The sequence below is a fragment of the Priestia sp. 40 genome (genome assembly GCF_049368575.1).
In the GTDB taxonomy this organism is placed as follows: domain Bacteria; phylum Bacillota; class Bacilli; order Bacillales; family Bacillaceae_H; genus Priestia; species Priestia zanthoxyli.
Window position 1 is genome coordinate 103,487 of the sequence record NZ_JBMPZA010000023.1, and the last position, 12,266, is coordinate 115,752.

Here is a 12,266-nt window from a genome sequence, read left to right on the forward strand (position 1 = left end):
GAATTATCCCTCCTTCTTTTCTGATACCACGATTGTGATGTGGCTTGTGCGCTTGTTAATTTGGCTTGCACGTCCCATAGCGCGTGGACGGAAACGTTTTAAAGTTGGACCTTCGTTAACAAAAGCGTCAGTAATAACTAAATTGTTAGCGTCCATTTCATAATTGTGTTCTGCATTGGCAATAGCAGATTTTAATACTTTCTCAACGACTGGAGAAGCAGCCTTTGGCGTGTGAAGTAGCACTGCTAGCGCTTCACCCACTTGCTTACCTCGAATTAAATCTACAACTAAACGAACTTTACGAGGAGCAATACGTACTGTTCTCGCGACAGCTTTAGCTTGCATTTAAAAGCCTCCTCTCATATTAGCGTCTTGTTTTCTTATCATCACTTGCGTGACCTTTGTAAGTACGAGATGGTGCGAATTCACCAAGTTTGTGACCTACCATGTCTTCAGTAACATAAACTGGTACATGTTTACGACCGTCATATACAGCAATTGTATGACCAATGAACTGAGGGAAGATAGTTGAACGACGAGACCAAGTTTTTACTACTTGCTTGCTGTCAGTTTCGTTTAACTTCTCAATTTTGTTGATTAAATGGTCATCTACAAAAGGTCCTTTCTTTAAGCTGCGACCCATAAATGAACCTCCCTTCGTGATTGTCCTACGGTTCGTTTGAACCGTAGCTCAATCCCGTTATTTTTTACGACGACGAACGATAAATTTATCGGATTTGTTTTTCTTCTTACGAGTTTTGTAACCAAGTGTTGGTTTACCCCATGGACTCATTGGAGACTTACGTCCGATTGGAGAACGTCCTTCACCACCACCGTGTGGGTGATCGTTAGGGTTCATTACAGAACCACGTACAGTTGGACGGATACCTAACCAACGAGAACGACCGGCTTTACCGATGTTGATTAACTCGTGTTGTTCGTTACCAACTTGACCTACAGTTGCACGACAAGTTGCAAGGATCATGCGTACTTCACCAGAAGTTAAACGTACTAATACGTATTTACCTTCTTTACCAAGTACTTGAGCAGATGTACCTGCAGAACGAACTAATTGTCCACCTTTACCAGGTTTCAATTCGATGTTGTGTACTACTGTACCAACAGGAATGTTAGCTAAAGGAAGCGCGTTACCTACTTTAATGTCAGCTTCAGGACCTGACATAACTTCTAAACCTACTTTTAGGTTTTTAGGAGCAAGGATGTAACGTTTTTCACCATCAGCATAATGAATTAATGCGATGTTAGCTGAACGGTTTGGATCATATTCGATTGTAGCAACGCGTCCAGGTATTCCATCTTTATCGCGTTTAAAATCGATGATACGGTATTGACGCTTGTGCCCACCACCTTGGTGACGAACAGTCAATTTACCTTGGTTGTTACGACCACCTTTTCTCTTGACAGGTGCAAGTAACGATTTTTCTGGTTTGTCAGTAGTAATTTCAGCGAAATCAGAAACTGACATGCCACGACGACCATTTGAGGTTGGTTTATACTTTTTAATCGCCATCTCAATTTCCCTCCTTCTCTAGTAATCTTAAGCTTCGAAGAATTCGATTTCGTTGCTCTCTTGAGTTAGTGTTACTACCGCTTTACGACGACGGTTAGTAAGACCACTGTAGCGACCTACACGCTTGAATTTACCTTTGTAGTTCATGATGTTTACTTTTTCAACTTTTACGTCAAAGATTTTTTCGATAGCATCTTTAACCTCAGTTTTATTAGCTCTTACATCAACATCAAACGTATATTTTTTCTCAGCCATTAAGTCTGTTGAACGTTCTGTAATTACGGGGCGCTTAATAATATCACGAGGATCTTTCATTATGCAAGCACCTCCTCTACTTTTTCAACTGCGTCTTTAGTGATTACAAGCTTATCATGGTTCATAACGTCTAATACGCTTAAACCATTAGCTGCAACAACTGTTACACCAGGAATATTACGTGCTGAAAGTGCAACATTTTCGTTAAGATCCGCAGTTACTACTAATGCTTTGCGTTCTACTGTTAGGTTTTTAAGAACTGCTACCATTTCTTTTGTTTTTGGAGCGTCAAAAGAAAGAGCTTCAAGAACAACGATGCTGTTATCTTGAGCTTTAGTTGATAATGCAGACTTAATTGCTAAACGACGAACTTTTTTAGGTAATTTGTAGCTATAGCTTCTTGGAACTGGACCAAATACTACGCCACCACCACGCCATTGTGGAGAACGGATAGATCCTTGACGAGCACGACCAGTACCTTTTTGACGCCATGGCTTACGGCCACCGCCTCTTACTTCAGAACGATTTTTAACTTTAGAAGTACCTTGACGTTGAGATGCGCGTTGCATTACGATCGCGTCGAAAAGTACTTTGTTGTTTGGTTCGATACCGAAAACGGCATCTTGAAGTTCGATTTCTCCAACGTTTTCACCGTTTTGGTTAAACAATGCTACTTTTGGCATTGGTTATTCCTCCTTTCTCGAAGAATTATTATTTAGATTTAACTGCAGATTTAACAGTAACTAGAGATTTTCTAGCTCCTGGCACGTTACCTTTTACTAATAAAAGATTGCGTTCTGCGTCAACTTTAACGATTGATAAGTTTTGCACAGTGATGCGCTCTCCACCCATGCGTCCTGGTAATAGTTTACCTTTGAATACGCGGTTTGGAGCTACAGGACCCATTGAACCTGGGCGACGGTGGTAGCGAGAACCATGAGACATAGGTCCGCGAGATTGTCCGTGGCGTTTAATAGCACCTTGGAAACCTTTACCTTTTGAGATTCCTGTTACATCAATTACATCGCCTTCTGCGAAAATATCAACCTTGACTTCTTGACCAACTTCATATGCTGAAGCGTCCACACCGCGTAACTCACGGATGAAGCGCTTAGGAGCAGTATTAGCTTTAGTAGCATGTCCTTTTGCAGGTTTGTTAGATAGTTTTTCACGGATATCTTCGAAACCTAATTGGATTGCTTCGTAACCGTCTGTCTCAGCGTTTTTAACTTGAAGAACTACGTTAGCAGAAGCTTCAATTACTGTTACTGGGATCAAGTCACCATTTTCAGCAAATACTTGAGTCATACCGATCTTTCTTCCTAAGATTCCTTTGGCCATTAGTCACACCTCCTAAGTATCTTTTCATTCTTTATTTTAAATTAAAGTTTAATTTCGATATCTACACCAGATGGTAAGTCTAAACGCATTAATGAATCAACAGTTTGTGGTGTTGGATTCACGATATCAATTAAGCGTTTATGCGTGCGCATTTCGAACTGCTCACGAGAATCTTTATATTTGTGTACTGCACGTAGAATTGTATAAATTGATTTTTCAGTCGGTAATGGAATCGGACCAGATACAGCCGCACCAGAACGTTTTGCAGTTTCTACGATTTTCTCAGCAGATTGATCAAGAATTCTGTGATCATATGCTTTTAAACGAATGCGAATTTTTTCTTTTGCCATTATTTTCCCTCCTTTTTCGCCTATTTTACAATAGACATTCTCCGCGGAAATTTCCCCACACTCGCCATGGCAAAGCGGCCGGGTGTGTCGGCAACCTTCCGCATCATCGCAGTCAAAGACCAACATTTTTATTATACTAAAAATGGGTTCATATTGCAACAATAAAGTTAAAAAACTTTTTCATGTGTCGCACACTTTTTTCATTATATATAAAAGGAGATCATTTTGCAAGTGTAATAGTAAAAACTATCTTTACCTTTTATCACCAAATAAAAAAGGAGTAGGTTACCCTACTCCCTTTACTGAAACGAGAAATTACTCGCTGATTTTAGCTACAACGCCAGCGCCTACTGTACGTCCACCTTCACGGATTGAGAATTTAGTACCTTCTTCAATCGCGATTGGAGCGATAAGTTCAACAGTCATTTCGATGTTGTCGCCAGGCATTACCATTTCTACGCCTTCAGGTAAGTTACAAATACCAGTTACATCAGTTGTACGGAAGTAGAACTGTGGACGGTAGTTTGTGAAGAATGGAGTGTGACGTCCACCTTCGTCTTTAGAAAGAACGTATACTTCAGCAGTAAATTTAGTGTGTGGAGTGATTGAGCCTGGTTTAGCTAATACTTGTCCACGTTGGATTTCTTCACGTGCTACACCACGAAGTAAAGCACCGATGTTGTCGCCAGCTTCAGCATAGTCAAGAAGCTTACGGAACATTTCTACACCTGTTACAGTAGTAGATTTTGGCTCTTCAGTTAAACCGATGATGTCGATAACGTCACCAACTTTAACTTGTCCACGCTCTACACGACCTGTAGCAACTGTACCACGACCAGTGATTGAGAATACGTCCTCAACTGGCATCATGAATGGTTTTTCAGTGTCACGTTCTGGAGTTGGGATGTACTCATCAACAGCGTCCATAAGCTCGATGATTTTAGCTTCCCAATCAGCGTCGCCTTCAAGAGCTTTAAGAGCAGAACCTTTGATTACTGGTACATCGTCACCAGGGAAGTCGTATTCAGAAAGAAGGTCACGTACTTCCATTTCTACTAATTCAAGTAACTCTTCGTCGTCTACCATGTCACATTTGTTTAAGAATACAACTAGGTAAGGTACACCTACTTGACGAGAAAGAAGGATGTGCTCACGAGTTTGTGGCATTGGACCATCAGCAGCAGATACTACTAAGATACCGCCATCCATTTGAGCAGCACCAGTGATCATGTTTTTAACATAGTCAGCATGTCCTGGGCAGTCAACGTGTGCATAGTGACGAGTGTCAGTTTCATACTCAACGTGTGCAGTTGAGATTGTGATTCCACGCTCGCGCTCTTCTGGAGCAGCGTCGATCATGTCGTAAGCCATTGCTGCACCTTTACCACTTTTCTTAGCAAGAACAGTAGTGATAGCAGCTGTTAAAGTTGTTTTACCATGGTCAACGTGACCAATTGTACCGATATTGGCATGTGTTTTTGAACGGTCGAATTTTTCCTTAGCCATTCGAAAATCCTCCTTAAAATTCATGTAGTTTATGGTTTATGAGGCCGTGAAAGGGAATGAGCTCCACTTTCACAGCGTACATAAGTAGTTATACTTCAATAAAGAGTGAAAATCAATTATTCACCTTTATTTTTTTTAATAATTTCTTCTGAAATTGATTTAGGAACTTCTTCGTAGTGATCGAAGTGCATAGAATATGTTCCGCGACCTTGAGTGTTTGAACGTAATGCAGTTGCATAACCAAACATTTCAGAAAGTGGAACGAATGCACGTACAACTTGAGCGTTACCGCGTGCTTCCATACCTTCTACACGTCCACGACGAGACGTAACGTCACCCATGATATCTCCTAAGTATTCGTCAGGGATAACAACTTCAACCTTCATCATTGGTTCAAGGATAGCTGGGTTACATTTTGATACTGCGTTTTTAAGAGCCATAGAAGCGGCAATTTTAAACGCCATCTCACTTGAGTCAACGTCATGGTAAGATCCATCAACTAAAGCAGCTTTGATATCGATTAATGGATAACCAGCAAGAACACCGTTTTGTAATGCATCTTCAAGACCAGCTTGAACTGCAGGGATGTATTCACGTGGAACTACACCACCAACGATTTTGTTCTCAAATTCAAAGCCTTTTCCTTCTTCGTTAGGTTCGAACTCAATCCAAACGTGACCGAATTGTCCACGACCACCAGATTGACGAGCGAATTTACCTTCAACTTTCGCACCAGCGCGGAAAGTTTCACGGTAAGCTACTTGAGGAGCACCAACGTTTGCTTCTACTTTGAATTCGCGACGCATACGGTCAACGATGATATCAAGGTGAAGCTCACCCATACCAGAGATGATGATTTGACCAGTCTCTGTATTAGTTTCCGCACGGAAAGTTGGATCTTCTTCTTGTAACTTTTGAAGAGCTGTAGTCATTTTATCTTGGTCAGCTTTTGATTTTGGCTCAACAGATAAAGAGATAACTGGCTCTGGGAATTCCATAGACTCAAGAATTACAAGACTCTTTTCGTCACATAGAGTATCACCAGTAGAAGTATCTTTTAATCCTACAGCTGCCGCGATATCTCCAGCGTATACTTCAGAAATCTCTTCACGAGAGTTAGCATGCATTTGTAGGATACGACCTACACGCTCACGCTTACCTTTTGTAGAGTTTTTGATGTATGAACCAGAGCTTAGTACACCAGAGTACACACGGAAGAATGTTAATTTACCAACATAAGGGTCCGTCATAACTTTGAACGCTAATGCTGAGAAAGGAGCGTTGTCGCTAGACTCACGCGTAACTTCTTCTTCTGTGTCAGGTACGATACCTTGGATTGCTGGTACATCAACTGGAGATGGTAGGTAATCAATTACCGCATCTAGCATTAATTGTACACCTTTGTTTTTGAATGCTGAACCACAGATAACTGGGTAGAATTCAACGTCACAAGTACCTTTACGGATACCAGCTTTTAGTTCTTCAACTGTAAGCTCGCCTTCGTCTAAGTACTTCATCATTAATTCTTCGTCAAGTTCTGCAACAGCTTCTACTAGGCTTGCACGGTATTCTTCAGCTTGCTCTTTGTATTCCTCAGGAATTTCACGAGATTCTGAACGAGTACCTAAGTCGTCTTCGTAGAAGTATGCTTTCATTTCCACAAGGTCAATGATTGCTTCGAAGTCATCTTCAGCACCGATTGGCAACTGAATTGGGTGAGCATTTGCACCTAAACGATCGTGGATCGTTTTTACAGAGTACAAGAAGTCAGCACCAATTTTGTCCATTTTGTTAACGAATACGACACGGGGAACACCGTACGTAGTCGCTTGACGCCATACTGTTTCTGTTTGAGGCTCAACACCAGATTGAGCATCAAGAACTGCCACAGCGCCATCAAGTACACGTAATGAACGCTCAACTTCAACAGTGAAGTCTACGTGTCCAGGAGTATCGATGATGTTAACGCGGTGACCTTTCCAAGAAGCAGTTGTCGCAGCAGACGTGATAGTAATACCACGTTCTTGCTCTTGCTCCATCCAGTCCATTTGTGAAGCTCCTTCATGAGTTTCACCAATTTTATGGATACGGCCAGTATAATAAAGAACACGCTCAGTTGTTGTTGTTTTACCAGCATCAATGTGAGCCATGATCCCAATATTACGAGTGTTTTCTAAGGAGAACTCTCTTGCCATCTTAGGTATTTCTCCTTCCATATTATAATTTGTTTTTTAAAAAGTTTCGTTAAAAGATTACCAACGGTAATGAGCAAATGCTTTATTAGCTTCTGCCATTTTGTGAGTATCTTCACGTTTCTTAACTGCAGCACCAGTGTTGTTAGCTGCATCAAGGATTTCGTTAGCTAAACGCTCTTCCATCGTTTTTTCTCCACGAAGACGAGCATAGTTTACTAACCAACGAAGACCTAAAGTAGTACGACGCTCTGGGCGTACTTCTACAGGAACTTGGTAGTTAGAACCCCCTACACGGCGTGCTCTAACTTCTAGTACAGGCATGATGTTTTTAAGAGCTTGGTCGAATACTTCCATAGCTTCTTTACCACTGCGCTCTTGTACTAAATCGAATGCTCTATAAAGAATAGCTTGTGACTTACCGCGCTTTCCATCAAGCATCATTTTGTTGATTAAGCGAGATACAAGCTTAGAATTGTAAATCGGATCTGGTAATACGTCTCTTTTTGCAACAGGTCCCTTACGTGGCATTCTACTTCCTCCTTTCACTTTTAAAAGTTTATCTATTAATTGTTAAGCTATTATTTTTTAGCTGCTTTTGGTCGCTTAGTACCATATTTAGAACGACCTTGCATACGGCCATCCACACCAGCAGTATCAAGTGCACCACGTACGATATGGTAACGTACCCCTGGTAAATCTTTTACACGTCCACCGCGGATAAGTACCACGCTGTGTTCTTGTAAGTTGTGACCAATACCTGGGATATAAGCTGTTACCTCGATACCGTTTGTTAAACGTACACGAGCATATTTACGAAGAGCCGAGTTCGGTTTCTTCGGTGTCATAGTACCCACACGTGTACATACACCACGTTTTTGTGGAGAAGATTGGTTAGTTTGAGCTTTTTTGAAGCTGTTGTAACCTCTGTTTAAAGCAGGTGAGTCAGATTTTTTACCTTTACTCACACGACCATTACGGATTAATTGGTTAATAGTAGGCATTTAAATTTTCCTCCTTTCGCCTTTTGTAAGACCACACATCCAGGTGGTTCATTTTTTAGCAAAAAACAAAGTCTTTGAAACTAAAAGTTCAAAAACGTGTTAACTAATAATTGCAACAGTTGCAGCGTTAACTTCTATCCTACAAGCTTGACCAAGCTTTCGCATAGAAGGGACATACGTATACGGAACGTTTTCTTGCTGTGCCGTTTTTGCCACAATGGATGTGACATAAAAATCAGCGTCTTCAGCAATGATGACTTCCTTTACTGTACCTTTTTTTAATGCTTTCACCGTCTGCTTTGTTCCTACAATAATATGATCAGCCTGTAATACTTTTTCATAAGACATTATCATATCCTCCAAAGTAACAGGTAGTTTATAGGAGCACCTTTGATATAGTATCATTCCCTAGAATGGATGTCAACTAACGTTTCGTAGTTTTTTTAAAAAACATCCATTCTAGAGTAATGATTTTATAATTAGTCGATTGTTACCGTTTCTTCGGCTTGGTTTTTGATTGGTTCAGCATTACGATATCTCGTCATACCTGTACCAGCCGGAACTAGCTTACCAATGATAACATTCTCTTTAAGTCCAAGCAACTCATCACGTTTTCCTTTGATTGCAGCATCCGTAAGAACACGCGTTGTTTCTTGGAATGATGCAGCAGATAAGAAGGAATCAGTTTCAAGAGATGCTTTTGTAATACCAAGTAATACAGGACAACCTGTCGCTGGACGATTGCCTTCAAGTAATACTTTTTCATTTGCATCAGTGAATTGGTGAATATCAAGTAACGAACCTGGTAATACATCTGTATCTCCTGAATCCATTACGCGCACTTTACGAAGCATTTGGCGAACCATTACCTCTACGTGCTTATCTCCAATTTCTACCCCTTGCATACGGTATACTTTTTGCACCTCACGAAGCAAGTACTCTTGTACAGCCGTGATGTCTTTTACTTTTAGTAATTCTTTAGGATCAATTGAACCTTCCGTTAATTCTTGACCACGTGCAATGCGCTGTCCTTCAATAACTTTCAGACGTGCACTGTACGGAGCTGTGTAAGAACGAGTTTCAATCTCTCCTTGAACAGTAATTTCGTGCTGACGATCGCGTCCTTCAGAAATGCCGGCAATTGTACCTTCAATTTCAGAAATAACGGCTTGACCTTTAGGGTTACGCGCTTCGAAGATCTCTTGGATACGCGGTAAACCTTGAGTGATATCGTCTCCAGCAACCCCACCTGTATGGAATGTACGCATCGTTAACTGTGTACCTGGCTCACCGATAGATTGAGCAGCGATGATACCAACTGCTTCACCCACTTCAACTTCTGAACCAGTTGCAAGGTTACGACCGTAACATTTTTTACATACACCGTGGCGAGTGTTACATGTGAATGCAGAACGAATCCATACTTCTTCAACACCAGCATCCACAATTGTTTCAGCTAAGTCTTCTGTAATTAGTTCGTTTTCTTTCACTAACACTTCGTTTGTTCCTGGGTGAAGTACTGTTTTTCTTGCATAACGTCCAATTAGACGCTCATCAAGTTTTTCAATTTCTTCTGTTCCTTCTTTGATTGCAACAGCCAGAATACCGCGATCTGTACCACAGTCGTCATCACGTACGATAACGTCTTGTGCCACGTCAACCAGACGACGAGTAAGGTAACCAGAGTCAGCTGTTTTAAGAGCCGTATCGGCAAGACCTTTACGTGCACCATGGGTAGAGATAAAGTACTCTAATACTGTTAAACCTTCACGGAAACTAGATTTGATTGGTAACTCAATGATACGACCAGACGGGTTGGCCATTAGTCCACGCATACCTGCAAGCTGAGTGAAGTTAGATGCGTTACCACGGGCACCAGAGTCACTCATCATGAAGATTGGGTTGCGTTTGTCTAATGACGCCATTAATTTACCTTGGATAACGTCTTTCGCGCTGCTCCATACAGAGATAACACGGTCATAACGCTCATCTTCAGTAATTAAACCGCGACGGAATTGTTTTAGTACGTTATCTACTTTAGCTTGCGCTTCTGTTAAGATAACTTCTTTTTCTCCTAAAACCACGATATCAGCTACACCAACTGTAATACCAGCTTTAGTAGAATATTTGAAACCTAGGTCTTTCATGCGGTCAAGCATTTTAGAAGTCTCAGTAATTTTGAAACGTTTAAATACTTCAGCGATGATATTTCCTAAGATTTTTTTCTTGAACGGTGCGATAGCCGGTTGATTCTTGATGAATTCCTTCACGTCTGCACCTTTTTCAACAAAATACTTCTCAGGAGTTTTCACTTCTAAGTTTTCTCTTGTTGGTTCGTTAATGTATGGGAACGATTTTGGTAAAATTTCGTTGAAAACTAATTTACCAACCGTTGTAACAAGCAATTGTTGATTTTGTGCTTCTGTAAACGTTTCGTTGTTTAAAGAACCTGCATACACAGCTACACGTGTATGAAGATGCACATAACCGTTTTGGTACGCTAATAGTGCTTCGTTCGTATCTTTGAACACCATACCTTCTCCAACTGCCTCTTCACGCTCAAGTGTTAAGTAGTAGTTACCTAATACCATATCCTGTGAAGGTGTAACAACTGGTTTACCATCTTTAGGGTTCAAGATATTTTGAGCAGCAAGCATTAAGATACGTGCTTCTGCTTGTGCTTCTGCAGATAGTGGAACGTGAACCGCCATTTGGTCACCGTCAAAGTCAGCGTTATATGCTGTACATACAAGCGGGTGAAGACGGATAGCGCGACCTTCTACAAGCGTAGGTTCAAATGCTTGAATACCTAGTCTGTGTAGAGTTGGTGCACGGTTTAAAAGAACTGGATGCTCTTTAATAACCGATTCTAATACGTCCCATACTTCAGGTTGCACACGTTCAATTTTACGTTTTGCACTCTTGATGTTATGAGCTAAACCGCGTTCAACAAGCTCTTTCATTACGAAAGGTTTGAAAAGCTCTAACGCCATTTCTTTTGGAAGACCACATTGATACATCTTTAAGTTCGGACCTACAACGATTACCGAACGGCCAGAGTAGTCAACACGTTTACCTAACAAGTTTTGACGGAAGCGACCTTGCTTACCTTTTAACATGTGAGAAAGAGATTTTAATGGACGGTTACCTGGTCCTGTTACCGGACGGCCGCGACGACCATTATCGATTAATGCATCTACAGCTTCTTGAAGCATACGCTTTTCGTTTTGAACGATGATGCTAGGAGCTCCAAGGTCTAATAAACGCTTTAAGCGGTTGTTACGGTTAATTACACGGCGATATAAATCATTTAGATCAGACGTAGCAAAGCGTCCACCATCTAATTGAACCATTGGACGAAGTTCTGGCGGAATAACCGGTAGAACGTCTAAAATCATCCAAGAAGGTTCGTTACCAGAATGACGGAAAGCCTCTAGTACTTCTAAACGTTTAATAGCACGTGTACGACGTTGACCTTGAGCAGTTTTCAATTCTTCTTTTAAAGCATCTACTTCTTTATCAAGATCAATGTCATGTAATAATTTCTTAACAGCTTCAGCACCCATTGCTGCATGGAAAGTTTGTCCGTACTTCTCACGATACGCACGGTACTCTTTCTCTGATAAAAGCTGTTTCTTTTCAAGTGGTGTATCACCAGCATCCGTTACTACATAAGAAGCAAAATAAATGATTTCCTCTAGCGCACGAGGGGACATGTCTAAGACAAGTCCCATGCGGCTAGGAATACCTTTGAAGTACCAAATATGTGAAACAGGTGCAGCTAGTTCGATGTGACCCATACGTTCACGACGAACTTTTGCGCGCGTAACTTCTACGCCACAACGATCACATACAACACCTTTATAACGAACGCGCTTATATTTTCCGCAGTGACATTCCCAGTCTTTTTGTGGACCAAAAATACGCTCACAGAATAAGCCGTCTTTTTCAGGTTTTAACGTACGATAGTTGATCGTTTCAGGTTTTTTTACCTCACCGTACGACCAAGAACGAATTTTATCTGGCGAAGCTAGACCGATTTTCATATACTCAAAGTTATTTACATCTAGCAAGGAGCCTACCTCCC

13 protein-coding genes are annotated in these 12,266 nt (G+C 41.1%); all 13 read right to left on the reverse strand.

The window, feature by feature from the left end:
- Positions 1-3: 3 nt before the first annotated feature.
- The 13 genes from rplV to rpoC all read right to left on the reverse strand — a co-directional run bounded on the left by rplV (position 4) and on the right by rpoC (position 12,252).
- Positions 4-345, reverse strand: a complete 342-nt coding sequence (gene rplV / locus ACO1DI_RS23960; protein ID WP_013054932.1) for a 50S ribosomal protein L22 — start codon at positions 343-345, stop codon at positions 4-6.
- A 19-nt stretch (positions 346-364) separates the two neighbouring features.
- Complete coding sequence (gene rpsS / locus ACO1DI_RS23965) at positions 365-643, reverse strand: 30S ribosomal protein S19 (protein ID WP_013054931.1); 279 nt, start codon at positions 641-643, stop codon at positions 365-367.
- 57 nt (positions 644-700) lie between these two features.
- Positions 701-1,531, reverse strand: coding sequence for a 50S ribosomal protein L2 (rplB, locus tag ACO1DI_RS23970; protein ID WP_013081374.1), 831 nt, complete (start codon positions 1,529-1,531; stop codon positions 701-703).
- A gap of 27 nt (positions 1,532-1,558) precedes the next feature.
- The gene (rplW, locus tag ACO1DI_RS23975) at positions 1,559-1,846 is read right to left on the reverse strand and encodes a 50S ribosomal protein L23 (RefSeq protein WP_013054929.1); all 288 of its coding nucleotides are present in this window, start codon (positions 1,844-1,846) and stop codon (positions 1,559-1,561) included.
- A complete protein-coding gene (gene rplD / locus ACO1DI_RS23980; RefSeq protein WP_013081372.1) occupies positions 1,846-2,469 on the reverse strand; it encodes a 50S ribosomal protein L4 in 624 nt (207 codons plus the stop codon). The genes rplW and rplD overlap by 1 nt, the downstream gene beginning before the upstream one ends.
- A 28-nt stretch (positions 2,470-2,497) precedes the next feature.
- A complete protein-coding gene (gene rplC, locus ACO1DI_RS23985) occupies positions 2,498-3,127 on the reverse strand; it encodes a 50S ribosomal protein L3 (protein ID WP_013054927.1) in 630 nt (209 codons plus the stop codon).
- A gap of 41 nt (positions 3,128-3,168) precedes the next feature.
- Complete coding sequence (rpsJ, locus tag ACO1DI_RS23990) at positions 3,169-3,477, reverse strand: 30S ribosomal protein S10 (protein WP_013054926.1); 309 nt, start codon at positions 3,475-3,477, stop codon at positions 3,169-3,171.
- 315 nt (positions 3,478-3,792) lie between these two features.
- The gene (gene tuf / locus ACO1DI_RS23995) at positions 3,793-4,983 is read right to left on the reverse strand and encodes an elongation factor Tu (protein ID WP_013054925.1); all 1,191 of its coding nucleotides are present in this window, start codon (positions 4,981-4,983) and stop codon (positions 3,793-3,795) included.
- Between the two features lie 116 nt (positions 4,984-5,099).
- Complete coding sequence (gene fusA, locus ACO1DI_RS24000; RefSeq protein ID WP_028412663.1) at positions 5,100-7,178, reverse strand: elongation factor G; 2,079 nt, start codon at positions 7,176-7,178, stop codon at positions 5,100-5,102.
- 57 nt (positions 7,179-7,235) lie between these two features.
- Entirely contained in the window at positions 7,236-7,706 is a 471-nt protein-coding gene (gene rpsG / locus ACO1DI_RS24005) for a 30S ribosomal protein S7 (protein WP_013054923.1), read from the reverse strand.
- 50 nt (positions 7,707-7,756) lie between these two features.
- Positions 7,757-8,179, reverse strand: a complete 423-nt coding sequence (rpsL, locus tag ACO1DI_RS24010) for a 30S ribosomal protein S12 (protein WP_013054922.1) — start codon at positions 8,177-8,179, stop codon at positions 7,757-7,759.
- 99 nt (positions 8,180-8,278) lie between these two features.
- Entirely contained in the window at positions 8,279-8,527 is a 249-nt protein-coding gene (locus ACO1DI_RS24015) for a 50S ribosomal protein L7ae-like protein (protein WP_013054921.1), read from the reverse strand.
- 131 nt (positions 8,528-8,658) lie between these two features.
- Positions 8,659-12,252: a DNA-directed RNA polymerase subunit beta' gene (gene rpoC, locus ACO1DI_RS24020; protein ID WP_423145658.1), complete on the reverse strand. Its 3,594-nt coding sequence runs from the start codon at positions 12,250-12,252 to the stop codon at positions 8,659-8,661.
- Positions 12,253-12,266 lie beyond the last annotated feature (14 nt).